Raw genomic sequence first — 24,120 nt, 5'->3', positions numbered from 1 at the left:
CGACTGCCCCTGGGAGCCCTCAGTATCCGCCGCCCGGTCAGCCTTACGGTCCCCCGCCGGGAGCGGCGGCGTACGGGCCCCAGGTCGGCGTGCCGGGGTTTCCGCCTCCGCCTCGCAAACGCGGCAAGGGCCTGGCGATCACGCTCACCGCGGTCGGCGTCGTGGCGGTGCTCGGCGCGGTCCTGGTCGGCCTGTACGGCGCGGGCATGATCGGCCCCACGCGGGACGAGGAGGCGGCCGAGGCGGCGCCGCCGGAGCACCGCTTCGACGAGGAGCTGTGCGACAAGGTCGACTTCGCGGCCTTCGGACCGGAGCTCTCGCAGGACGGTCCGGTGGAGGTCAGCGCCGAGCCGATCGCGGACGGCATGGGCGTCAAGCTTCTGGACCAGATCGACTGCTGGATGTACTACGGCCACATGGACGGCGGCTCCATGAACGGCCAGTTGTCGATCACGATGCAGTACAACACGACCGAGGAGAGGGCCGCCGAGGCCTACAGTCCGGGCATGTTGGCCCCGGAGGTGCAGGACCTCGCCGAGCCCTACGAGAGCTCCTGGGACGAGGGGCTGATCGGCCAGTACCGCTGGGAGGGAGAGGCCGACGCCGTCACCCACGCGATCTTCCGCGACGGCAACGTCGTCGGTGCCGTCAGGTTCGCGTGGTCGGGCGGGGTTTGGGACACCGACCGCATGATGACCGGCGTCCAGGACATCGCCGAGCAGCTGATGGTCCAACTCGACCGCTGACCCTCGGAACACTTCGCCGAGGCGGATCACCGCTTGCGGCGGCTGTGACCGAATGGCTGGTGTCGGATCCGTATGGCAGGGTCTAAGGGTCGGCGCGCCGCCCCACCGCGGTGCGCCGACCGACCTCTATTTCAGTGGTTCAGCCTTCGCGGCGGGTGATCGAGTCCCACACGTCGACGGCCTCGGCCACAATCTCCTCGGCGTTCCTTGTGGCCCATTCGACTTCGAGTGGAGCGCAGATCCGCAAACCCGGGGCATCGGTGTCGAGCCTGATCACCGATCCGAGGGCTGCCGACCTTCCCGTCCGGGCATCGGCCACCGTGACTCGGAAGCGGGATTGCGCCGGGAACGCCTCGAAGTACAGGCGCCGGCCGTCGATGACCGCTGCGAAACGGGCACCGTCGAAGTCGTCGGAGAGCGTCGTACGTCGAGTGGTTTCGCCTACGGCGTTGCGGTTCACAGGGCCACCGCCTCTCGGAAGAGCCGTGTCGCGTCGAAATGACGTTCCCACAGGCCGATGTAGGGACCGATCGGACTGGTTCGATGCACTCCTTGCGGCGGCGTGCCCGCCAGCGGCGAGGACCGCTCGACCTTGGCCGTGCCGACAGCCGTGCGCGTCTGTTCGCCTGGCGCGCTTCGTTCGATGCGTTGCCGATCGATCCCGATCGGCAACGATGCTTCTCCTGCCATTCGTTCGCGCATAGGCCCCACCTCGAACAGTTCTTGGCGGCCTTGAGTGCCCTTGTCGGCGATCGTCAAACCGATCATACGGAACAAAAGGGTCTTCGTGGTCTTCCAGAATCGCAGTCGGCTATCGTCTGCGGCGCTGCCCTGGACGAGATGGGCGCGGTGCAGTTCCTTGGATTCGACCAGGAAACGCGACCAGGCTTCTTCGCGGAGCTTGCCGAAGTAGTGGCGGTAGCCGTCGTCGTTCGTTCCGAACGGGGATCCCCTGAGAGGTCGGGGCGGTTCGTCACCGGAGCGGCCGGGGGCGGGTCGAGGTTTCTCGGCCCTTTCGGGGGTGGAGCCGGACGGCCGCTGACCGGACGGTTCGGTTTCGGGCGACGGGTCGGGCAGTTCGCCTCGGCGGTGCCTGCCGGTTCGGTGGTCGGCGAACCAGCCGGGGGAACCGTACGGGCCGGGGTCGAGTGGATCGCGGGGGCGCTGCCGGTCGATGATCCACGTGTCGCCGGGCCGGTGCCGCAGATGCGGCGGTTCGTAGCGCGGCGAGCGGGGGTCCAAATCGGGGACGGTGGAGTCGGTGGAGTCGGGGTCGTAGCGGTACGCGCCGGGCGAGTCCGGGGCTGCCGGAACGGTGTAAACCACCTGCTCGAGGTAGGTGGGAACGCCCGGTCGGCGGTTGGAATTCGCACCGGAACGGCTGTTTCCGGGCAGCCCGGAATCGAGTATGGTCGTAGTTGCCAAGGGAGCTTGCTCCTCTGGATATGGGCCGCCCGGTGGAATCAGTTTGGCGACAGATGGCCACCGGGCGGCGTCGATGAGACGTCCCTATGAAATTGGTCAGTTGATCTCCACTGGACAAGCGGAGACGCACTGACCAAATGGTGAGCGAGCATCGGCCGGTTGTCAACCACCGGGCACGGCGTGTCGCCGAATCTTATGTGGAACTTGGCCTCTAAGCTTTTACGAGGCCGTCTCCACCTTCGAGCGATTCGACGCAGTCTCCTTGCACCGCAAGCTGGAACGCAAAGGTCTCGATCTTCAGGTCACCATCGAGCTTGATCTCGGCCTCGAACACCATGGGGCCCTCGGCAGAGTCAAGGCTGTTCAGGTAACCAGTGGTGGCCCCGTTCGTCGCAGTCCAATCCGCAATGGCCGCATCAAGGTCCTGGGCCGTTATGCCGGAGTACGAATCGCATTGCATGGCAATGGCGGCCTGCGGATTTCGTTCGACTACGACCGCTCGGAGGAAGTCCGCGGCTACGGTCTTGGGGTCGACTGCCGACTCGGTGCCCTCGCTGGCAGAAGGCTGATCTGCCTCATCATCGGGTTGAGTCGCGTTGGAGACGCAGAAGGAGCCATCATTCTCTTGAACGGTGACTACGAAGTCTTCGTGCCTTTGTGTGCCTTGGTAGATATACGAGACCGTCCCTGCGACCATGATGCCATCACTTGATTGCACAGGGTCCCCGGTCTCCAGATCGACACGTGTGATGCCTCCAAGTTCATCGGCATAGGCCTGGCGAATGGTATCGAGGTCTGCCGGAGTCAGTTCCGGTGAGGCATCGTCGCAAAGTGAGGCCTCGGCTCGATCGGCGTCCTCATTCGAGCCGTATCGCAGGTAGCGCCAAGCCGCGTTGTTCGCGGTGGAGGCGGGTTCGTCTCGGGAATCGCCCTCCTCGTCGCTGCCGCCCGCGGCGAAGCCCGGGGCCACCCAGGCTCCGAGTGCCAGGACCACGGCCCAGGATCCTGCCATGGCGCCCACTCGGGCCCATTTGCGGGGCGGGTCGGCGAACTGGGCGGCCTCGGCCTCGTCCACCGGCACGACGCGGTACCGCTTCCCGGACGCGTCGTGGACCGTCGACCCGCCCGCAGCCGGCCTCTTGGGGCGCACACCCCGGGCAACACGCCGAAACAAACCCATGGCCATCACCCTATTGGACCGGGCCCCACCGGCTCAAGCAGTAGTCCTCAACTCGTCGTTCACGGACCCCATGGGGAGGCGCGCCGACCGTAGTCTGATGCCATGAGCGCCCCCTCGTACCGCCCGGTCGACGACCTGCCCGGCGGGCCTCTCGAGGCCCGCAGCGAGACGGTCCATCTCCGCATCGAAGCGCATCTGCGGGACCGGTGCGGCATCGACACCAGAGCGGTCCGGGACTGCTTCGTGTGGAACGGCCTCCAGGCCGAGGTCGAGGCGGCGGGGTCCTCCGAGGTGGGGGACGCGTTCCTGGAGCGGGCGGGCGCGGAGTTCGAGCGGCAGGCCGGGCTGGCGGTGCGCGGGCTGGACCGGGCCATGCTGTGCCTGTGGGTGCACCACAGCACCGTGCGGGCCTGGAATCACACCTACCGGGTCGACCTGCTCACCAGGTGCATGATCCAGTTCCGCGACACGGTGCGGAAGTGCTGGAGCCTGGACGAGGAGCCGGACGCGGCGGTCGAGCTGGCGCTGCGGCTGTGCGATCTGGTGCGCGAGGAGGTGCTGCTGGAGGACCGGTTGAAGACCGGTTCGCGGCTGCGCTACTGCGAGGCGCTGGACGCGGTGATCGACTCGTGTTCGGCGGTGCTCGGGGAGGCTCGCGGGCCGGAGAATCCGGTCGCCGCCTACGTCCGGGACGAGGTGATGGTGCGCCTCCAGTACCACCTGCAGCTGCGGGAGGCGAACCAGGCGCTCATCGCAAAGTCGCGCGGCCAGCGCAAACGCTATGAGATGCGCAAGGACCTGCGGCGCCTGGTGAACTCGTGGCCGTTCTCGTCGGTGGAGCTGTCGAAGCTCAACGCGCACCGGCAGGCCCTGGAACGGTTGCAGGAGACGCAGGACCGGAAGCAGCCGTGGATGCGCGTCGACGAAGGCCGGATCGTCTACCTGTTCCCGTTCGGCGTCAACGGGATCGACTACGAGGCGATCACGTCCCGGCTGAAGCGGGCCCATGAGCAGCGCGAGGAGGGCCCAGGGCCGCTGGTGCGCCCTACGGCGATCATCGACCATTTCACGTACCACGCCGACATCTGGGAGCCGCGCCTGGCGCAGGAGCAGCGGTTCGACGGGCTCGAGGTGCTCCTGCCGAAGGTGCGGCTGCACGTGGACGCGGAGACCGTCGAGGAGTTGAGCGCCTCGGTCCGGTTCTCGCCCATGGGCGTCCACTGCCTGCGCCTGGAGCGGACGGTGGAGGACCTGTACCCGAGCGAGCTGCACGCGGCGATGTTCCGGGCGGCGCGGGAGCACGGCACGATCGAGGTCGCCTGCGACGGCGCCGACCGGACCTGGGACCGGCTGTCGCGGTTCGCCCGCGACCTCATCCAGCGCCAGCTGCACGGGCAGCTCAACGACGACCCGGACGACGACGCGCCCGTGTCGATCCAGAGGGGACGCTCGCATGTGCTCGTGCGGGTGCTGCGCGCAAGCGAGCGGCGGCGGGAGTTCGAGCCGCACATCGGCGGCATGGACCGGCCGATGGTGCAGGACGGGCGCCGGCTGCTGACCCTGGTGGGCGCCTCGGTGCTCCTGCACGCCGCGCCGGACGCGAAGGAGTCGCTGTGGGACTGGGTGCGCCTGTCCGACGACCACAGCAAGCGGGTCTGGAACCAGCGCAACCAGGGCGACCTGCTGATCTCGACGGAGAACACGACGGTGATCGCGGCCTTGGACGCCCCGAACTTCATCTCGGGGGATCTGGAGGCGGTCGCGGAGTTCACGGCGTGCCTGAGCGGGACGCTCGCGTCCTGGAACCACCAGCTGGACCGGTACCGGGCCAGCGTCACGGGGTTCATCGCCGCGTACAACCGGCCGGGCGCGGACCGGTCGGCGCAGTTGGAGGCGATGAAGGCGGCGCGGTCGCGGATGCTCGGGTTCGAGAGCGAGACGCGGCAGGTGATCTCGCTGCTGCATTCGCCGAATCTGCTGCGGTCGCCGTCGAACGCGGCGGCGCTGCGGCGCCTGCTGGCCGTCAGCGGCGTGGACGAGCAGTTGGAGGCGTTCGAGGCGCGGCTGAACGAGGTCATGGCGGACCAGTCGGAGGCGACGCTCCAGCGCTGGGAGGGGGACCGGCAGCAGCGCGTGCGGGACTCGGCGACGGCGGCCGTGTCGGCCTTGAGCATCTGCGCGGCCATCAGCATCTGGCAGGCGGCGAAGGTGTGGTCGCCGGCGGGCTGGAGCGCGCTGACTGCGGTCGTGGTGTTCTGGGCGGTCGCGTACGTGTCGCACCGGTGGGTGTCCTACAACGGCCTCAAGTCGACGCTGAAGTATTTGGTGAAGGCGCCGTTGACGTTCGTGCGCTGGACGTGGGCGGGTGCGGCGGCGTGGCGGATGCGCTCGATCGGCGGGCGGTAGGGCCGGTCGGCGGGGCGGTTCGCGTGGGCGGCGGGTGGAGCGGGGCCCGGTCAGCGGCGCTTGTCCTCCAGGTAGCGCATGAGGTTCGCGGCCGACTGCTCGAGTTTCGCGTCGCCGTCGATGACGTCGCGCAGGTCGCCGGGGTCGCACGGGCGGCGGTCGGCGAGGTGGGCGATGTCGAGGAAGTGCGGGCGGACGCCGGTGCGGCGGTAGGCCGCGAGCTTGTGGTGGCCGTCGATGAGGAACGCGGCGCAGTCCTCTTCGTCGCCGGGCGGTTCGGATCTGAGGGTGACGGCGAGCGGGCGCTCGCCCTCCTCGATGGCTTCGGCGTAGGCGGCGAGGGTCGCCGAGTCGTCCGGCGGCCACGTGTCGGTGGGGATGATGGCGGTGCCCTCGGTGCCGATCGGCTCGTCCGGGTACCACCAGGCGGTCCCGTTCTCACCGAACGGTTCGATGTGGACGTTCGCGTCGGACCAGACCCGCGCCCCGTAGTAGCCGGGCTCGAGCAGTCCGAAGATCGGGCGCGCCAGTTCGACGGGGTCGGCGTCCTTGGGTTTGCGCAGGAGCGAGCGCAGCCTGCCCAGCGAGCCGCGCAGTCCCGGGTCGCGGGTGCGTATGGCGAACCGGTCGATCGAGCCGGAGCCGGTGTAGCCCTCGACGATGACCGGTTTCCATTCGACGCGCAGGGAGCTGGCCCCGTCGTGGCCGCCGACCGACAGTGTGCCGTCGCCGTCCTCGATCTCGCGCACCCGGTAGCCGAGCGACTCGGCCAATCGCGTGATCATCTGCCCTCCGTCCTGCCACCGGTCCCCTGTCGGCGGTCGTTGTCAGCACTGCGGGCCGTGCGGGCGTGCGCGCGCCGGTTTCGGAGCGCTTTGTCTCGTTTCCGCGGTCCGGTCGGAGTGCAGTGTCCGGCCGGGCGTCTCGGCCTGCAGTCATCCATCCTAAGACCCGACGTCATGTTCGTCGGCCCGCGGGCCGCGGGCCCCAGGAGCGACTCCTCCCCTGCCCCGCCCGTCTACCCGCGAGCGACGGGTTCGAAACACCCGGTGTTCACTTCGGGGGCGCGCCGGCGCGCGGACGCGTCCGGCGGGTTTACCGTGTTGCCGCGGTGGCGGCCGGGCCCTATGGTGGAGCTCGAAAGTGAGGACTGCCCCCGTGACCAAGTTGAACCAGATCATCGCCATCGAGAAGAGCGTCAAGGCCAAGTCCGTCCGCGCGCTCGGCGACGCCGGCCGCGAGCTGGCCAAGGCGCCGCTCCTGTCGGGCATCTCCCGGACCTACCAGCCGAAGGACGAGGAGGGCGAGCAGCTGCCGCCCGAGTCGACGAAGGTGCAGCGCCGGGTCGAGGAGCAGCTGCGCGAGGTCGCCGCGGCGATGACGCGCCTGTTCGACGTCACGGCCACCAAGGACCGCGCGAACGCGGCCGCGACGGCGGACATCGTCGTCGACGGCGAGGTGCTGGTCGCGGACGTCCCCGTCACCTACCTGCTGTTCCTGGAGAAGCAGCTGGGCGAGCTCCAGGCCTTGGTGAAGGCTCTGCCGGTGCTGGACGCGGCCGAGTCGTGGACGTTCAACGAGGCCGCCGACGGCTACGCGACCGACCCGGTGAGGACGGTGCGCACCAAGAAGGTCCCGCGAAACCACGTCAAGGCCGAGGCGACCGAGAAGCACCCCGCGCAGGTCGAGGTGTACTACGAGGACGTCCCGGTGGGGTACTGGACCACGGTGAAGTTCTCGGGCGCCGCCCCGGCCAAGCGGGTCGCGACCCTCGCCGACCGCCTGGAGCGGCTCCAGACCGCCGTCAAGTTCGCCCGGGAGGAGGCCAACGCGACCGAGGTCGTCGACGAGAAGATCGGCGACAAGGTCTTCGGCTACCTGCTGGGCGAGTAGGCCCGCAGACCCCCCTGTTTTGAGCGGCAGGGGTGGCGCGCAAGCGCCGAACACGCTGAAACTGAGATTCAAGTCGCAGTACGGCGTCGTCATGGTGGGGGTTCGAATCCCTCCCCCCGGCTCGACCGGCCGTGGGGTAGCCCAATTGGTAGAGGCAGACGGCGAAGACTCAGACTCTCGCTCCAGATTCAGCATTCGCCACGCCGTCCGATCCGCGAGCAGCTCCTTTGGGACATCGATGTTGGAGGTTCGAATCCTCCCCGCCGCACCACATGCGGCGGTAGCTCAATGGCAGAGCACGGTGCTAGCAGCAGACTCAACGGCTGCCGGAAGGACCGGAACGGCCACTATGTGGCACATGGCGGCCCGGTGTCGAGGTCAACGACCCGGGCCGCACCTATGCCTCCCGAACGGTCTTGCGGCGCTTGCGGGCCGGGCCCATAATGGCGCGCATGACCGACGACGGAAAGGGCGATGCCGCGTAGGCCGCCCGCGCGAGTACGCGCACAGCAACCCCGGCACCCCCGCTCCTGGCGGCGGTCCCGACCGATCCCCCGCATCCCCGGCGCCTCGGGCGCCCTCCAGGCCGCGGTCGTGCGGCTCGAGAACGCCGACACCCTGTTCGGCGCAGGGGACATCGCCGAGTCGTTCCTGGAATGGCGGCGCTGGGTCCGGCGCCCCGTACGGCGGTTGAGCACCGCTTGCAGCCCTTGCCCCTGCCCCACCTGCGGGTTCGGGGCACGCGAGACCCTCGAACGGGCGGTGCACCGGCTCCCGAAGCGCCAGGCCCGCGAGCTGCGCCGCCTCCTCGGCCCGCTCGACGAGCGCTTCCTCTCGCGCACGGTCCCGGTCCCGAGCCGCATCGAGCACCGGTGGTGGGCGTGCCGGGCCTGAACCCGCGGTCACGGCGCCCCGGCGGCGCGCCGCCTCGGCGCCGCGGCCCTCCCGGAAGCGGAGCGAACACGGCTGCGGCGCCCTCGCCGCCGATGCTCGCGCCGATATCCGATGCGCGGCGCCGGCGCGAAGCCCGCCGGACCGCGGCGCCCCGTTGCGCACCGCGCGGAACGGCGGCGATCGCCCGCCCGACGCCCCTAGGAACCGGCCGCGACGTCGTGTCGTACCGCTCGCCCCGGGGTGGGCCCGACCGGGCGGGTAGGGCGGGCCCTACCATCGAAATACCTGCTCACCGGCTCGTCGGAAGGCCTCGGGGAGCCGAGAATTGACGTCATGAACAAGATCTTCAAGCAGCTCGGCGCCGACTCCGGCTACCTGCTCTCCGCGTTTCCGATCGCCCTCCCCGCGTTCGTCATCACCGTGACCGGTTTCTCCGTCGGCCTCGGGACGGCGGTCATATGGATCGGCGTGCCGATCCTGGCCGCGACGCTGTTCGCCATGCGCGGCCTCGCCGCCGCCGGCCGCAGCCAGCTCCCGGCCGTCCTGAACCGCCCGGTCCCGCCGGCCCACTACAAGCGCGCCCCCGAGTCCGCCTCGGCCCTGCGCCGGTACCTGACGCCGCTGGCCGACGGCCAGTCGTGGATGAATCTGCTGTGGGGCCTGGTGAACTTCCCGCTGGCGATCCTCGGCTTCACCGTGGCGCTGTCGTGGTGGGCCGCGACCCTCGCGTCGCTGACCTACCCCCTGTACGCCTGGGTGATCCGACGCGCCACCGGCGAGGGCGAGGGCCTGGAGTACGCGACCCGCTGGCTCGGCTGGGGCGACTCGTACGCGGCCCTGTCGACGCTGGCCGTCCTCGGCGGCCTGGTCATGGCGCTGCTGCTGCCGCTGATCCTGCGCGGCCTGGCGCTGACGCAGGCCTGGCTCGCCCGGGGCCTGCTCGCGTCGATCTCGGAGGCGGACGCGCCGCACGGCCCGGTCCGCACCCGCGAGTTCGGCGACGAGGTCACCCGCGTCCAGGAGCGCCTGGCGACCTGAGGCGCGACCGCCCCCGGGCGGCCCGCGCACCCGAAGATCCACGACGGCCCCGCCACCGCGGCGGGGCCGTCGCCGCCGTCCGGGCCCGGCCTCGCCCGAACCCTCATTCCGTCCTCGTCCGGTCCACGACCTCCACGACCGGACGCCGGCACCGTTCTCCTACCGGAAACGGTTTTCAACCGGTGCTAGGTTGGGGCGCATGGCAGGACACGGACACCACCACAGCGGCCACCACGGCCCGCACGAGCATTCGGCGGTGTTCGACTTCGCCGAGGCCGCGCCCCGGCTCCGCGCGCACGCCGACGCCGAGACCGACCGGTACCGCCGCTACGCCGCCGCACTGGCCCCGCCGGGCGTCCGCGTCGCGGCCGACATCGGCTGCGGGGCCGCGTCCATGGCGTTCGCGCTCGCCGAGACCCTCCACGACGCGCAGGTGGTCGCGGTCGACGCCGAGCCGGCGATGATCGACCTCGTCCGCGAACGCGCCGCCGAGCGCGGCACCCCCGTGCGGACCGCCCTGGCCTCCGTGGACGACCCCGCGGCGCTGGCCGCCGCGGTCGGGGCGCCTGCCGACTTCATCTGGGCCGGGCACGTCCTCCACCACGCCGCCGACCCGCAGCAGGCCCTGGACCACCTGGCCGGCCTGCTCGCCCCGGGCGGGACGCTCGCCATCGGCGAGGGCGGCACGGCCGCCCAGTACCTGCCCTGGCACCTGGGCGTCGGCCGCCCCGGCCTGGAACTACGGCTCATCGAGGCCGGCTCGCGCCGCCTCGAAGACGAGAGCGCCGAACGCGGCGGGACACCGCTCCCCTACGGCTGGAACCTCGCCCTCGAGCGCGCCGGGCTCCGCGAGGCGCGCAGCGTCCACGAACTCGACGCGGCCCCCGCCCCGCTCACCGGCGGCGACCTCGAGCACGCCGTGAACGCCCTGGCCGCCAAGGTCGACTGGTTCGCGCACTACCTGAGCGAGGAGGACCGCACCGCCTGGGCCGAACTGCTCGACGAGGCGGGCCCGCACTGGCTCGGACGCCGCCGCGACCTCCACCGGCTGGGCGTCGACGCGGTCCACACCGCCGTCAGGCCCCGGTGACCGCCTCGCGGCTCAGTCGTCGGCGTCGAGCGTCCCCGACTCGATCTCCAACTGGAACAGCCGGTCGAGCGCGGCCAGTCCGTACACGTCCTCCAGCGCCTCCGAGCACGCGAAGTCGCTGAGCAGGTCGAACCCGTCCCGCACGCCGAGCCGGCCGAGCCGGTACGCCGCCTCGATCCGCCCCGACCAGTGGAAGCACCCGTCGACCGCCAGCACCGAGTACGCCTCGACCCCCACCCCGGGGCTGATCCCGTACATCGCCTCGGCCGCGTCGACCCCCAGGTGGTGGTCCATGACCGCCTCGACGCCCTTGATGAGCCGCCACAGCGCGTCCTCGGCGTCGGCGACGCTGTCGTCGGCGAGCTGCTCGGCGCAGATGATCCGCAGCCGCGGGGTCACCATGGGCGCGTTCGCCAGGTGCCGCAGTGCGAGCGCGGCAGCGGAGCGGTTGACGTGCCGCAGCGCGTTCGCGGCGCTGTGCCGCACGTACTCGCTCACGGTGTCGTCGGTGACCAGCTGCATCAGCGCGATCCCGGCCGGGCGCGCGGCGCAGTCGACGAGGGCGCTGGCCGCGTCCAGGCGGTGCCTGTCGGCGACGGCGGCGTCGGCGGCGATCGCCTCGAGGACGCGGGCGGCCTCGTCACCGCGGTACCGGCTCATGTGCTCGGCGGCCTCCAGCCGCACCTCGACGTCCACGTCGGGGTCGGCGGCGACGGGCGAGAGCCGCAGAGCCATGTCCTCGCCGCCGAGGTCGACCAGGTCCTGGACGAGCTGGATGCGCAGGTCGACGTCGATGTTCTCGTTCCTGACGGAGGCCACGAGGCTGGCCATGGCGCGGTCGCGGCGCTCGGCGGGGGCGCCGGGGCCGGCGGCGGCCTCGACGGTGGCGGAGACGGCCGCGCCGATGGTGGGCTCCTCGGCCGGGTCCCAGAACACGGTGCGGGCCGCATCGGCCTGCGGCGGCTCGGCGCCGCCGCGGAGCCGGGCGAACTGGCGGCGGCGCTGCCACCGGCAGGCGGCCCAGGTCGCGGCGATCGCGGGCCCGAGCAGGCCGTACCCCCACAGGCGGCCGAGGCCCAGGAGCTCGACGACCGGGACGGGTGCGAGCACGGCGGAGCACCGGAGGGTCCACAGCTGCATTGCATCGGCCTTCGCCATACGTTGAACCTCGGGTAGGAGCGTGGGTCTGTGCTGCCAGAACTTCTCGGTACGGCCCCCGCCGGCGGCCGCGGCGGGGCTCCCGCCGCGGCGCCGTGCACGGCCTCGGCGTCGAGACGGGGGCCGTGTGCGCGGTGCCGGGGCATGAAGCGTAGTCCCGCAGGGGGAAACACCGTCGCACAGGGTGTGCGACGGGTCCGTGGCCTGCGGTCAGACCGGGAACGGTTCGTGCCGGAATGCGGTCGTTGATGCCGTTCGGGCTCCGGACCTGGGTTTTCTGGGCGCCACGATGTCGCCAGCAGCCTGTACGATCGGAACCACCCCCGGTGAAACCCGTTCACCAGCCCGGCCGGCGTGGAAGTGCTCTTGAAGCTCGGCGTGCGACCCGCCGCGGGGCCTCCTGACCCATCCCATCTGAGCAGACGAGGCGTGACAGAGCGATGACGTATCCGCCCCCTGGCGGCGAGAACCCGCAGTACCAGCTGCAACCCGAGCCGCAGCAGCCCAGCGACCCCTACACGCAGGGGTACAACAGCACGCCGCCGCCCGGGAACTACTACCAGCAGCAGCCGCCGCAGTACTCGCAGCCGCCGGGCCCGCAGATGATGCCGCCGCAGATCGGCGTGCAGCAGGGCTACCCGTCGGCTCCCGGCTCGGTGCTGCCCCCGCCGATCCCGCCCGCGAGCTCGGGCAACAACCTCGGCATCATCCTCGGCGTGATCGTCGCGATCGTCGTGGTCCTCGGCGTGGCCGCGGTCCTCATCATCCCGGGTCTGACCGAGGACGAGGAACCGCAGGCGGGCGGCGACGACCCGGCCACGAGCGAGGAGGCCTCCGAAGAGGCGACGTCGGAGGAGCCGGCACCCGAGACCACCGAGGAGGCGGCCCCGACCGAGGACACCGGCGGCGGCGCCCTCGAAGGCTGGGGCACGCCGATCAACTCCGAGGACGCCTACGACACCTCCACGCCCGAGGGCGCCGCGATCTCCTACCAGGTCGCGCAGGACAACGGCGACGACGCGGCGATGCAGGCGCTGGTCAGCTCCAACGCGACCGACGACATGCTGTGGGACCTCGACTGGGAGATGAACGACACGACCGACCCGTACGGCTTCCTGTACTGGGGCGTCTCGCGCGAGGCCGACGGCGAGGTCCAGGCCTGGTCCGGCTGGACCTTCGACGACCTGGCCCCCGACTCGGAGGACGACCTGTCCACCGGCTACACCTACACCCTGGTGGAGGAAGACGGCCAGTGGAAGCTGTACGACCTGGTCTACGGCGCCCCTTAACGGCCGGCCGCGAACCCGAAGCGGCGCGGGCGCCTCCTTGGGAGGCGCCCGCGCCGCTTTCACGTTCACCGCCCGTACCCTCCACACAGGCCTTGAGCTGCGCTTTCGCTGCACCGCCTCGAAGTTATCCACAGGCCGAAAAACACTTGTTGACGGTATGTCGCCACTCGATCACAGTTGACACATGACGCGACTACCGATGTACCGCAGCAGCACCGCCACCCTGACCCGACCGGCCCACGACCCGGACGGCCCCCGCGCCGAGGAGGACCTCCTCCTGCGGTTCGAAGCCGCCTTCGAGGCGGACTTCAGCCTCGTGGCCACCGGCCGAACGGCCGCCTGGATCCACGGCTTCGACGTCCTGCCACCGGGATCCGACCAGCGCGACTGGCCGGTCGAGAGCTCACCGGACCCGCTCCTGGCCGACATCACGGTGGTCGACGGCCTCCCGGTGACCACGCTCGCCCGGACCCTCGTCGACTGCGCGGCCGACCTGCCGCGCCTGGAGGCGGTGGCCGCGGCCGACCAGTTCCTGCGGGCGGGCGTCGACGCGGGCGCCCTGGCGGCCGCGCTGGAGCCGGTCCACGGCGACCGGCTGCGCCGGGCCAACGCGACCCTCCTGGCGGCCGACCCGCGGTCGGAGTCGCCGATGGAGTCCTGGACGCGCTGCCTGATCGCCGACGCCGGACTGCCCACCCCGGTCCCGCAGCTGCGGGTGCGGACCCCGAACGGCAGGTCGAAGTTCCTCGACTTCGGCTGGGAGCGCTGGAGAGTCGGGGTCGAGTACGACGGCATGGGCGCGCGCCTGGGCCTGGAGGCCGAAGCCAGCGACCGCCGTCGGCACCAGGTGCTGCGCAACCTCGGGTGGGAGGTCGTGGTCCTGACCGCCTCTGACGTGATGGAGCATCCGCGCCCGTGGCTGCTCAGGGCCCGGGACCTGTTCCTCGAACGCGGCTGGGACCCGAGCGCCAATGAGATGAAGGACGTCAACGCCCGCATCGAGGCGGTGAGCATGGCGCTGAAGCCTTAGCGGCCGAGACCCCCGGTCGGGGCGGGGGGCGCCGCCCGCCCCCCGGGACCCGCGGCCCCGAGAGGGGCAGCTCCCGGCGGCCCCGGCCACGGACGCACCGGGCTCGAAGCAGTGCGGGCGAGCAGCACACCCGCCGGGCGGCCGCATCCTGAGACGAGTGAGAAAGGCGACACCAGCGGCGGCAACCGGCGCGAAGCAGCCGCCGCGGGCCGGGCAGCAGGGACGCCGCACAGCGGGCAAGGCGTGCATCAAGGGTGGGCGGGCGATCGCGGGAGGGTGGGGGTGGGGCGGGGCGGGGGGAGGGCCCCGGGGCCCGGCGCGTGAAGGGCCGGGGCCGCATTCGCGGACCGAGCATCGGGCGAGGCCGGGCTAGGATCGGTGCGAGCATTGTTCGAGTCAGTGGGAGCGCACGTGGCGGAAGGGTCCTTCGCAGGTTTCGCGCGCCCTGCCGTCCCCACGCCGCAGGAGATCCGCGACTGGGCGCTCGACCCGTACTCGGTCGCGCCCGAGGGCCGCCAGTGGGACCTCACCCTCGCCACCGACGAGCTCGTCGACACCTGGCTCGACCTCGCGGCCGACGCCACCTGCCCGAAGCGGTCCTTCGCGCTCCACGTGCTCTACATCTACGCGGCCGATGCGGTGCGGACCAAGTTCCGGGTCCACTCGCGCAAGCGCGTCGACCGGCTCCTCGATAAGGCGGGCGAGTCGCGGGACCAGTATGTTGGACTGTGGGCCGCCAACACCAAAGCGCTCATCCGCCAACCGGACCTGTTCGACTACCACGAATGGTGCAACGGCGGGCTCGTGCGCAGGCCGAGGCGGCTCAACCCCGGCCCGACCAGAAGGTGAACGACATGGCCACGCCCGACCCGAACATGCGCGTCTCCAACGCCGAGCGCGAAGCCATCATCGCCAAGCTCCACGCCGCCACCGAAGAGGGCCGGCTCGACCTCGACGAGTTCGCCGACCGCTCCCGCCAGGCCTACGAGGCCCGGACCTACGGCGAGGTCGCGGGCCTCCTCTCCGACCTGCCCGAGACCGCCGGGGCCCTGGCCGTCCCCGCCGCCGCGAGCCCCGTAGCCGCCGGCGCGCCCACCGAGCTCCGCCTCGCCCCCAAGGCCTCTTCCCTGGAGCGCAAGGGGGACTGGCTGGTACCGCAGAAGATCGTCGTGGACGCCAAGGCCAGCTCCGTCAAGCTCGACTGCCGCCACGCCGTGATCAGCTCCGGGCGGGTCGACATCGACGTGAACCTCATCGCCTCCTCGCTGGAGGTCGTGCTGCCCGCAGGAGCCTACGCGGTGGACGACGACACCGACATGATGATGAGTTCGGTCGACAATAGGGCCTCCTACAAAGGAGGCACGGGAATCCGATTCGCGATGTCCGGCCGGTCCAAGGCGAGTTCGGTGACGTTCCGCTATGAGCGCCGATTCCTCTGGTGGCGCTGGTGAACCGGTCCGCCGGTCACCTGTCGTTCACTGAATGCCCTCCAGCGGAACGTCCTATGTAACGGGCGCATAACAGTCATGCCGGTTCCCGGCATTCTCCTCATATGAGGGTTTACACCGAACCTTCCTCGCAATAGGCTCCTTTCCGTGCGCCGCAGTCACGGCAGGCTCGCGAACCGTGACGCGAGTCCCCTCCGGGCGGCGCACTTCCCCTTCGAGAGGAGCTCATCGCATGGGATCTCCGTCCCCCCGCCTGCCGAGACGGCGCGCGTCCAAGCGCGCCCGAGCAGGAACCCGAGCCGCCATGGCGGCCGCCTCCGTCCCACTGGTGGTCGCCGCGCTCACCACCGCGGCCGGTCCGGCCGCGGCCGACCCTCCTTCGCTGCCCGAGGTGACCCCGCAGTACTTCAAGGAGGCCTCGGGCGCCGCGGTCGAGTACGAGGACGGCTACTACGTCGTCCAGCTCGCCGCGGACCCCATCGCCACCTATGAGGGCGGCGAGTCCGGCCTCGACGCGACCGCCCCCGCCGAGGGCGAGACGATCGACTTCCAGGCCGGCGCGGTCGAGGAGTACAGCGACTTCCTCGCCGAGGAGCGCGCCGGCGTCATCGCCGAGCACGACGTGGACGCGCTCGCCGAGTACGACACGGTCCTCAACGGCTTCGCCGCGCACCTGACCGCTGACGAGGCAGAGGAGCTGGCCGGGAGCGACGACGTCCTCGCGGTCATCCCGGACGTGATCTACCAGACGACCGGCGCGGTCGACGCCACGAAGTTCCTCGACGTCGCAGGGAAGAACGGCGCCTGGGAGGAGGAGTTCGGCTCCTCGAAGCGCGCGGGCGAAGGCGTGATCGTCGGCGTCCTGGACACCGGCATCTGGCCGGAGAACCCGGCCCTGGCGCCGCTGTCGGAGCCGCGTCCCGACCAGGCGACCATCGACGCCAAGTGGAACGGCGAGTGCGAGACCGGCGAGGACGAGGACCCGGCCGGCAACATCGAGTGCAACAACAAGCTCATCGGTGCGCGCTGGTTCGACGCGCGGGGCGTGTCGGCCGACGGTTACGCGTCGCCGCGCGACTCGGACGGCCACGGCACCCACACCGCGACGACCGCGGCGGGCAACTACAAGACGAAGGTGGTCGTCGACGGGGAGAAGATCGGGACGTTCTCCGGTCTGGCCCCGGCCGCCCGCCTCGCCGCCTACAAGGTCTGCTGGGGCGGCTGCTCCGGGCTCGACCTGGTGGCCGGTATCGAAGCGGCCGTGAACGACGGCGTGGACGTCATCAACTTCTCGATCGGCTCGACGGGCACGCCCGAGTTCGTCGACTCGGTGTCGATTGCGTTCTTCAACGCCGCCGCGGCGGGCGTGTTCGTGGCGGCCAGCGCCGGCAACGACGGCCCGACCTCCACGGTCGACCACCAGGAGCCGTGGGTGACCACGGTCGCGGCCTCCACGCACGACCGGACGTTCCGCACGGAGCTGGAGTTCGGCCGCGACGAGATCGACGCGGCCGGCATGGTCGGCGAGGCGAAGTGGTACGTGAAGAACGCGGTGGACGCCGCTTATGACGACGTCGACCCCGAGGCCGCGGCCACGTGCGACGCGGACACGCTGGACCCGGAGAAGACCGAGGGCTTCGCGATCGTGTGCGTGCGCGGGAACCTGTTCACCGACAACGCGAATCAGGTGGCGGCCGCGGGCGGCACGGCGCTGATCGTGGTGGACCAGTCCGACCGGGGCCCGGCCAACGTGGTCACCTCGCAGTCGGTCCCGGTGCTGCACCTGTCCTATGAGGACGGCCAGGCGCTCCAGGAGTGGATCGACTCGAAGAAGAACCCGAGGATCGAGGTCGAGACGTCGGAGCTGGAGTACCAGAACGCGCCGAGCATGGCCGCGTTCTCGTCGAACGGCCCGGCGCTGGCGGCGGGGCAGAACCTGCTGAAGCCGGACATCACCGCCCCCGGCGTCGAGGTGGTGGCGGGCGTGACCCCGGACAACCACGCGGGCAACGACTTCGCGACGAACCAGGGCACGTCGATGGCGAGCCCGCACATCGCGGGCCTGGCGGCGCTGCTGAAGTCGGCGAACCCGGACTGGTCGCCGATGGCGATCAAGTCGGCGATCATGACCACGTCGTACCAGACCGACCAGGACGGGAACCCGATCCAGCGCGACGCGGCGGACGCGACGCCGTTCGACTTCGGCGCCGGTCACGCGGACGGGGCCGAGATGCTCGACCCGGGCCTGGTGTACGAGTCGTCGCCGGTGGAGTGGATCCAGTACATCTGCGGCACGGCCGAGGCGTACAAGATCCAGGCGAACTGCGACGCGCTCGGTTCGATGGAGCCGTCGCAGCTGAACTACCCGTCGATCACGGTGGCCGAGCTGACCGGCACGTACGAGGTGTCCCGCACGGTCACGAACATCTCGGACAAGAAGTCCACGTACAAGGCCGACATCACCGCTCCCGCGGGCTTCGAGGTGTCGGTGGACACCGAGAAGTTCACGCTGAAGCCGGGCGAGTCGCAGACGTACACGCTCACGATCACGCGCACTGACGCGGCGTTCGGCGAGTGGGCGTTCGGCGACGTCACCTGGGTGGAGAAGAAGGGCACCAAGACGGTCCACGAGGTGCGTTCGCCGATCGTGGTGAAGCCGACGCAGCTGGCGGCGGCCGACGAGGTGTCGTACACGGGCGCTTCGGGTTCGGCCCAGCTCGATGGCGTGGCGGGCTTCGACGGCTCGCTGAGCGCCACCGTGACGGGCCTGGTGGCCTCCGACGCGCGGACGGCGACGCTGACCGACCCGGACTCCTCGACGTTCCCCGCGGACGCCCCGGTGGAGAACTCGCACGTGGTCTCGTACGAGTTCACGACGCCGGCCGACGCGGCGCTGGTGCGCTTCGCGACGTTCGACGAGGAGCACCCGACGGGTACGGACCTGGACCTGTTCGTGTACGTCAAGGAGGCGGACGGTTCGCTGACGCTGGTGGCGAACTCGGCGTCGGGCGGTTCGAACGAGACGGTGACGCTGCCGGGCGGTTACACGTTCGTGGTGTTCGTCGACGAGTGGGCGGGTCCGTCTCCGCTGGAGGCGACCCTGCACGCGTGGGTGGTGCCGGGTTCGGACGAGGGGAACCTCGAGGTCTCCCCGGCCGAGCAGGACGTGACCCTGGCGGGCGCGTTCTCGCTGGACCTGGCGTGGTCGGGCCTGGACGAGGGCTCGCGCTACCTGGGCACGGTCGAGTACGGCGCCGACGGCGAGTCGGTCGACTCCACGGTCGTGGGCGTCACCACCTGACGGGTTCGAGCCGCGGGCTCGAGTGATCGCGGCGCCCGCCGCGTCGGCTGGACCGGACACCGGTCCGCCGATGCGGCGGGCGCCTTCGTCTGCGCGGAGCGGTGCCGGCGTGAGGGGGCGGGCACGATGGCGCGGTGGCGGTGGCGGGGCGCCTCGGAAGCCGTGGCGATCACTGTTCGAACGGTGGTACCGGTGTGGTGTGAGCGCTGTCGGCCGTCCACAACCCCCGCCCTCCACTCAGTGTTAAAAGCATCGGGGGTAAGGAAGTCTGCTCCGATCCTGTCCGGGGGGTCCGACAGGAATCGGGCCGGAGTCCAAGGGGCGGCGCGGCATTCACCCGAACGATTGACCTCCTGTCATGTTTCCGTTAACATCGACCCGTCTCAATCCATCGATTCTTGGACAAGGCGGTCCTGAATGAAACGGAAGCGCACCTCCCTCATCGCCGCGCTCGCGGTGGCGGGCATCGCCGCCGCGAGCCTGACGGCGCTCTCCCCCGCCGCGTTCGCCGACCCGGGCCGCGGGCCCGGACACGGGCATGGCCACGGCCATGGGCACGGCCACGGCCACGGGCATGCCGACCAGGCCTGCGCCGCCGATGCGCCCGGCACCCTCGGCGGCGACCTCGGCGCCCACGACCCCGGCCTGTTCGCCCCCTGCGACGACGGCGAGCCGTGGTACGTCTTCGCCACCGGCTGGGGCCCCCTCGGCGAAGGCAACATCACCATCCGCACCTCCACCGACGACGGCGCCACCTGGACCTATGTGGACACCGTCTGGGACGTCAAGCCCGACTGGCTCACCGAGGCCGTCCCGGGCGTCGACAACCTCTGGGCCCCGGAGATCTACGAGGACGGCGGCGACTACTACCTCTACTACTCCGCCTCGACCTTCGGCGACCAGCGCTCGGTCATCGGCCTCGCCACCAACACCACCCTCGACCCCGCCGACCCCGACTACGAGTGGGTCGACCAGGGCCAAATCTGGGAGTCCAACCCGGGCGACCCGTACAACGCGATCGACCCGACGATCCTGGAGGCCGACGGGCGCCACTACATGGCCTACGGCTCCTGGTGGCAGGGCATCTACATGCTCGAACTCGACTGGCCCTCCGGGAAGGCGCAGTCCGGCGCGGACCCGGTCCACATCGCCGGACGCGGCGGCGCGGGCATCGAGGCGCCCGCGCTCGTCGAGCACGGCGGCTACTACTACCTCTTCACGTCGTGGGACGCCTGCTGCGCGGGCGCCGATTCGACCTACAACATCCGCGTCGGCCGCTCCACCTCGCCGACCGGCCCGTTCACGGACGCCGAGGGCGTCGCGCTCACCGACGGCGGCGGCACCCTCGTGCTCGGCGCCCACGGCGACTACGTCGCCACCGGCGGGCAGTCGATCGCCAACGGCCTCATGGCCTACCACTCCTACCACGAGGACGGCCACTTCGACCTCGGCATCGAGGCCATCGAGTGGCGGGCCGGCTGGCCCGTCCTCGACGGGAGCTAGAGGGTGCCGACGGACCTCGGGCGGCGGTGAGGGGCGGGCGCGCCCGCCCCTCACCGCTCAGCCGCGGCGCTTCGCGTCCCGCTTGATCCGGAAGGCCTGGCCGAACGAGCCCGCGGCGGCGATGAGCATGGCCGACAGGACCGGCGCGGTGAACTTCGGGTCGACCGGCGAGTCCAGGGCCGTGAGCACGATCGAGACGAGGGCGACGGCGCCGACCAGGCCGATGCCGAGCAGGTTCAGGTTCTTGCGCTGGGCCCGCTCCTCCTCGGTCATCCCGCCCGGGTGCGGCGACCGGGACTGGTTCGGCGGCTGGGGATTCGGATAGGTCATGTCGAGGGCTCCCGTCGTTTCGGTGTCGGAGCCCCACCTTCGCCACCGGCGTCACGAGCCGGTCATGGCGCCGTCCCGGAACGGTCCGCACCAGGGGAAAACCAGAATCCTATAGGATGCAACCTGTGTGAAAGCGGTCCGTGCGACGAGGACCCGCGCATGCGAAGGGGCCGCGGTCGGGTGGACTGCGGCCCCTCGTCAGCGGTTGCGGCGCTTACGCGTACGGGTCCTCGTCGGCGTCGCGGATGATCCCCCAGATCTCCTCGTCCTCCTCGAGCCAGTCCTTGTGCTCGCCCTGCGCGTCCTGGTCGCCGCCCATGCCGCGGCCGCCCGCGCCCATGCCGCCGCCCATCATGCCGCCCATGCCCATACCGCCGCCGCGGGCGCCCGCGCCGCCGCCCGCGCCCTCACCGGTGGAGGAGGCCGCGCCGACCGGGAACGACCCGCCGCTGCCGAGGGTCGCGCCGCCCCCGCCCAGGCCGCTGCCGCTGGCGAGACCGCCCCCGGTCCCGCCGCCGCCGGTCCCGCCGCCGGCACCGCCCGGGGGCTGGAGGTCACTGCCGCCGGTGGGCGGCCCGTCCCCCGCGTCGAACCCGTTCGACCCCGCGTCGAGGCCCTCGTAGGAGCCGGCGAGCATGTCCGAGGCCTCGCGGAACGTGGAGGGGTTCGACGGGTGCGCCTCCGGCGTGAAGGTCCCCGCCGACTCCTCGGCGTTCTCCCACCGGTTGATGACGTCCTCGTTCGCGATCTCGGACCGCGCGTTGTAGTCCTCGACCCCCGCGTTGACGTCCGCGCTGATGTTGTTGTTCGCGTCCGCCTGCGCCCACAGCGCGGCCTGCTCGGGCGTGGTCGGCGGGTCGAGGTTCTTGCCCTTGTTGATGTAGTACTCGGTCTGGTTCTCGACGTAGTCCGAGACCTCGTCCACGTAGTCCTTGTTGAAGCCGCCGAGCTCCAGCAGGGCCCCGATCAGGCCGCCGTCGTTGTCGCAGCCGGCCGTGACCTGGCAGTCCCCGTTGGAGAACGGGGGCCGCACGTGCACGAACGGGTCGGTGTACAGCTGCTCCATGTCCGAGATCCAGTACAGCGGCGCGGGGTAGGGCAGCTCGCCCGAGTCGCCGCCCTGGAGGCCGTAGAACTCGTCGGCCTTCTGCTCCAGCAGGCCGACCGCGCCCGAGGTGGCGTCCCCGATGTCGTCGCACACGGTCGCGCAGTTGCCGATGACGACCTCGACCTGCTCGGCGAACGCGTCGAAGTCGTCGCCCTTCCAGTGCTCGGAGAGGATCCGCAGGCCCGCCTTGAGGTTCGGGGCGACCCCGGTCTCCGGGTCGGTGTCGAACTCGGCCTTGAAACCCTGCCAGTGGGTGCTGATCTCCCTGAGCGCGTACTTGTCCGGGCTGTCGGGGCGCACCTCGTTCACGAGGGTCCGGATGTCGTCCTGGCTCGGCGCGGGCGTGCCGGTGGTGACCACCGTGAGGCCCGCGACCTGCCCGGCCACGGGGATCGCCGAGACCAGTTTGATCCAGGCGTCCTCGGCCGGGTTGTGGACGTTCTGGCACTTGGGGTCCGAGCAGGGGCGCCCGGACAGGAACAGCGCCTCGGCGTCCAGGCGCTGGTACTCGACGATGGTGGAGTCGTCGGGCGCGGCGCCCTGGTCCCACTCCTCGCGCTGGTGGCGGTCGCGGCCGGGGTGGTCGTCGTCCTGGTCGCGGCCGCTCTTGCCGCCGTCCTGGTCGTCAGGGTCGTCCTGGTCGTCGGGGTTCTCGTCGTCGGCCTGGTCGTCAGGGCCCTGGTCGTCGGCTTGCGCGTCGGGGTCCTGGTCCTCGGCGCCCTGGTCGGCATCGTCGGCGTCGGCCTGGTCCTCGACCGGGTCGTCGTCGTAGTCCTCGTCGAGGCCGTCGGGGTTCTGGGTGTCGGTCTGGGTATCCGGCATGGCGGTCAGTCCTTGCTTCGCGACAGGTGGGCGGCGGACTCGTCGTCGGTCGCGACGGCGCGCTCGGCGACGCCGTCGACGGTGGCGATGATGCCGGCCAGGTCGGCTCGTAGGTCCTGGAGGTTGGACCAGGTCAGGCGGTGGAACTCGCGGTAGGCCTCGCGGGCGGTGACGCCGCTGTCGAGCAGCCCGAACCCGGGTTCGACACCGAGGTCGTTGCCGTGGCGCAATCGGTCGATGAGCGAGTCGAGGTGGTCCAGGCGGCCCTGCGCGACTTCGCGGAACTCGGCGAGGGCTTCGGGGTCGACGGCGCGATCGGACACGGGGTCACACTCCAATGAGGCGAGAGGATGGGGTCCAAAGCGAACTCAATTCTATCCACCCTGTGCAACCCCATGGGTACGGAGAGTTGCGGCTTTTGTCCGTTTAGGACATCTTTATTGAGGGGTATAGCATGGTAAACATTCCTTATCAGGAATGGTCGCATTGACGATTCCAAGCACACTGATCGATCGTTACCGCTGTAGGAACAGCAGTCGCTCTGTCAACTTTGGAAACAACGAAAGGCGGGTCCCGAAGGACCCGCCTTTCATGCCGCCCGATGGGGTGAGCGGTTACGCGTCGACCCGCTGGGGGACCGGCTCGCTCTCCCGCAGACTGTCCGGCGGCGGCGCCACGAACTTGTAGCCGACCTGGCGCACCGTCCCGATCATCGACTCGTACTCGCTGCCGAGCTTGGCCCGCAGCCGCCGCACGTGGACGTCCACGGTGCGGGTCCCCCCGAAGTAGTCGTAGCCCCACACCTCCCGCAGCAGCTGCTCGCGGGTGAACACGCGCCCGGGGTGCTGGGCCAGGAACCGCAGCAGCTCGAACTCCTTGTACGTGAGGTCCAGCGGGCCGCCCTTGAGCTTCGCGGCGTACGTGTCGGGGTCGACGGTGAGGTCGCCGGCGCGGATCACGGCCGGGCCCGCGGCCGTCGCGGCGTTCGGCTTGCCCGTGGCCAGGCGCAGGCGCGCCTCGACCTCGGCCGGGCCGGAGGAGGCCAGGAGGAGGTCGTCGACGCCCCAGTCGGCCTGGAGCGCGGCCAGGCCCGCCTCGGTGACGATGGCGAACAGGGGGACGGTGAGGCCGGTGGCCTGGAGGACGCGGCAGGTGGCGCGCGCGTCGGCGAGGTCGGCGCGGGCGTCGACCATGACCGCGTCGGGGCTCGGGCCGCTCAGCAGCGCCCGCACGTCGCGGCCGGCGTAGCGCGCGCGGTGCGGCAGGAGCTCCAGGGACGGCAGGATGGACTCAGGGGACTCCGGCACTGGGTTGGAAGTGAGGATCAGGATTTCCATAGCAGTCCTCCGCTGATAGGTGAGCACACGCGACTATCGCTCTTCCCGGCTTCGGCGACGGGCGGGCTTACAACATGCGGTAGGTGGAGTCTGGACCAGTGTAAACGGCCGCCATGTAAAAG

General features: G+C 70.8%; 21 protein-coding genes. 12 read left to right on the top strand and 9 right to left on the bottom strand.

The annotated features are described in order from the left end of the window. The first annotated feature begins 89 nt into the window (after positions 1-89). On the top strand, positions 90-746 hold the full coding sequence (locus LO763_RS01485) for a hypothetical protein (protein WP_230600071.1): 657 nt from the start codon (positions 90-92) through the stop codon (positions 744-746). A 139-nt stretch (positions 747-885) separates the two neighbouring features. Here the strand turns inward: LO763_RS01485 and LO763_RS01480 are convergent, their stop codons facing one another. The 3 genes from LO763_RS01480 to LO763_RS01470 all read right to left on the bottom strand — a co-directional run bounded on the left by LO763_RS01480 (position 886) and on the right by LO763_RS01470 (position 3,246). Then, complete coding sequence (locus LO763_RS01480) at positions 886-1,206, bottom strand: hypothetical protein (protein ID WP_230600070.1); 321 nt, start codon at positions 1,204-1,206, stop codon at positions 886-888. Then, positions 1,203-2,171, bottom strand: a complete 969-nt coding sequence (locus LO763_RS01475; protein ID WP_230600069.1) for a hypothetical protein — start codon at positions 2,169-2,171, stop codon at positions 1,203-1,205. Before LO763_RS01475 ends, LO763_RS01480 begins: the two co-directional genes overlap by 4 nt. 211 nt (positions 2,172-2,382) lie before the next feature. Then, a complete protein-coding gene (locus LO763_RS01470) occupies positions 2,383-3,246 on the bottom strand; it encodes a hypothetical protein (RefSeq protein ID WP_230600068.1) in 864 nt (287 codons plus the stop codon). A gap of 207 nt (positions 3,247-3,453) precedes the next feature. Between LO763_RS01470 and LO763_RS01465 the strand changes: the two genes are divergently transcribed. After that, a complete protein-coding gene (locus LO763_RS01465) occupies positions 3,454-5,757 on the top strand; it encodes a hypothetical protein (RefSeq protein ID WP_230600067.1) in 2,304 nt (767 codons plus the stop codon). Positions 5,758-5,807: 50 nt separating this feature from the next. Here the strand turns inward: LO763_RS01465 and LO763_RS01460 are convergent, their stop codons facing one another. After that, positions 5,808-6,542, bottom strand: a complete 735-nt coding sequence (locus LO763_RS01460) for a hypothetical protein (protein WP_230600066.1) — start codon at positions 6,540-6,542, stop codon at positions 5,808-5,810. Between the two features lie 373 nt (positions 6,543-6,915). Here LO763_RS01460 and LO763_RS01455 point away from each other — a divergent pair, with 373 nt between their 5' ends. The 4 genes from LO763_RS01455 (at position 6,916) to LO763_RS01440 (ending at position 10,672) form a co-directional block, all read left to right on the top strand. Then, a complete protein-coding gene (locus LO763_RS01455) occupies positions 6,916-7,650 on the top strand; it encodes a DUF7873 family protein (RefSeq protein ID WP_230600065.1) in 735 nt (244 codons plus the stop codon). Positions 7,651-8,244: 594 nt separating this feature from the next. After that, the gene (locus LO763_RS01450) at positions 8,245-8,544 is read left to right on the top strand and encodes a hypothetical protein (RefSeq protein ID WP_230600064.1); all 300 of its coding nucleotides are present in this window, start codon (positions 8,245-8,247) and stop codon (positions 8,542-8,544) included. Between the two features lie 333 nt (positions 8,545-8,877). Next, positions 8,878-9,582, top strand: coding sequence for a sensor domain-containing protein (locus LO763_RS01445; protein WP_230600063.1), 705 nt, complete (start codon positions 8,878-8,880; stop codon positions 9,580-9,582). 199 nt (positions 9,583-9,781) lie between these two features. Further along, a complete protein-coding gene (locus LO763_RS01440) occupies positions 9,782-10,672 on the top strand; it encodes a class I SAM-dependent methyltransferase (protein ID WP_230600061.1) in 891 nt (296 codons plus the stop codon). A gap of 12 nt (positions 10,673-10,684) precedes the next feature. Here LO763_RS01440 and LO763_RS01435 read toward each other — a convergent pair whose 3' ends face one another. Then, positions 10,685-11,830, bottom strand: a complete 1,146-nt coding sequence (locus LO763_RS01435; protein WP_230600060.1) for a hypothetical protein — start codon at positions 11,828-11,830, stop codon at positions 10,685-10,687. A gap of 440 nt (positions 11,831-12,270) precedes the next feature. Between LO763_RS01435 and LO763_RS01430 the strand changes: the two genes are divergently transcribed. The 6 genes from LO763_RS01430 to LO763_RS01405 all read left to right on the top strand — a co-directional run bounded on the left by LO763_RS01430 (position 12,271) and on the right by LO763_RS01405 (position 20,401). After that, positions 12,271-13,119 (top strand): hypothetical protein, encoded by an 849-nt coding sequence (locus LO763_RS01430; protein ID WP_230600059.1) that lies wholly within the window; start codon positions 12,271-12,273, stop codon positions 13,117-13,119. Between the two features lie 184 nt (positions 13,120-13,303). Continuing rightward, positions 13,304-14,149 (top strand): putative endonuclease domain-containing protein, encoded by an 846-nt coding sequence (locus LO763_RS01425; protein WP_230600058.1) that lies wholly within the window; start codon positions 13,304-13,306, stop codon positions 14,147-14,149. A 411-nt stretch (positions 14,150-14,560) separates the two neighbouring features. Continuing rightward, positions 14,561-14,998, top strand: coding sequence for a hypothetical protein (locus LO763_RS01420; RefSeq protein ID WP_230600056.1), 438 nt, complete (start codon positions 14,561-14,563; stop codon positions 14,996-14,998). A 5-nt stretch (positions 14,999-15,003) separates the two neighbouring features. Next, complete coding sequence (locus LO763_RS01415; RefSeq protein ID WP_230600055.1) at positions 15,004-15,600, top strand: DUF1707 SHOCT-like domain-containing protein; 597 nt, start codon at positions 15,004-15,006, stop codon at positions 15,598-15,600. Between the two features lie 301 nt (positions 15,601-15,901). Then, a complete protein-coding gene (locus LO763_RS01410; RefSeq protein ID WP_230600054.1) occupies positions 15,902-18,898 on the top strand; it encodes a S8 family peptidase in 2,997 nt (998 codons plus the stop codon). A gap of 417 nt (positions 18,899-19,315) precedes the next feature. Continuing rightward, a complete protein-coding gene (locus LO763_RS01405; RefSeq protein WP_230600053.1) occupies positions 19,316-20,401 on the top strand; it encodes an arabinan endo-1,5-alpha-L-arabinosidase in 1,086 nt (361 codons plus the stop codon). Between the two features lie 57 nt (positions 20,402-20,458). On the opposite strand, the gene LO763_RS01400 is transcribed toward LO763_RS01405, so the two are convergent. From LO763_RS01400 to LO763_RS01385, 4 genes are all read right to left on the bottom strand, one after another. Continuing rightward, positions 20,459-20,731, bottom strand: a complete 273-nt coding sequence (locus tag LO763_RS01400) for a hypothetical protein (RefSeq protein WP_230600052.1) — start codon at positions 20,729-20,731, stop codon at positions 20,459-20,461. Between the two features lie 214 nt (positions 20,732-20,945). Continuing rightward, positions 20,946-22,661, bottom strand: a complete 1,716-nt coding sequence (locus tag LO763_RS01395) for a hypothetical protein (RefSeq protein WP_230600051.1) — start codon at positions 22,659-22,661, stop codon at positions 20,946-20,948. 5 nt (positions 22,662-22,666) lie between these two features. Beyond that, entirely contained in the window at positions 22,667-22,984 is a 318-nt protein-coding gene (locus LO763_RS01390; protein ID WP_230600050.1) for a hypothetical protein, read from the bottom strand. 291 nt (positions 22,985-23,275) lie between these two features. Continuing rightward, positions 23,276-23,998 (bottom strand): winged helix-turn-helix domain-containing protein, encoded by a 723-nt coding sequence (locus LO763_RS01385; protein WP_255671492.1) that lies wholly within the window; start codon positions 23,996-23,998, stop codon positions 23,276-23,278. Between the last annotated feature and the right edge of the window lie 122 nt (positions 23,999-24,120).

It is taken from the genome of Glycomyces amatae (assembly GCF_020991375.1).
Classification (GTDB): domain Bacteria; phylum Actinomycetota; class Actinomycetes; order Mycobacteriales; family Micromonosporaceae; genus Glycomyces; species Glycomyces amatae.
The sequence above is the reverse complement of the archived record's forward strand: the minus strand, read 5'-3'. Positions and strand labels throughout refer to the sequence as shown.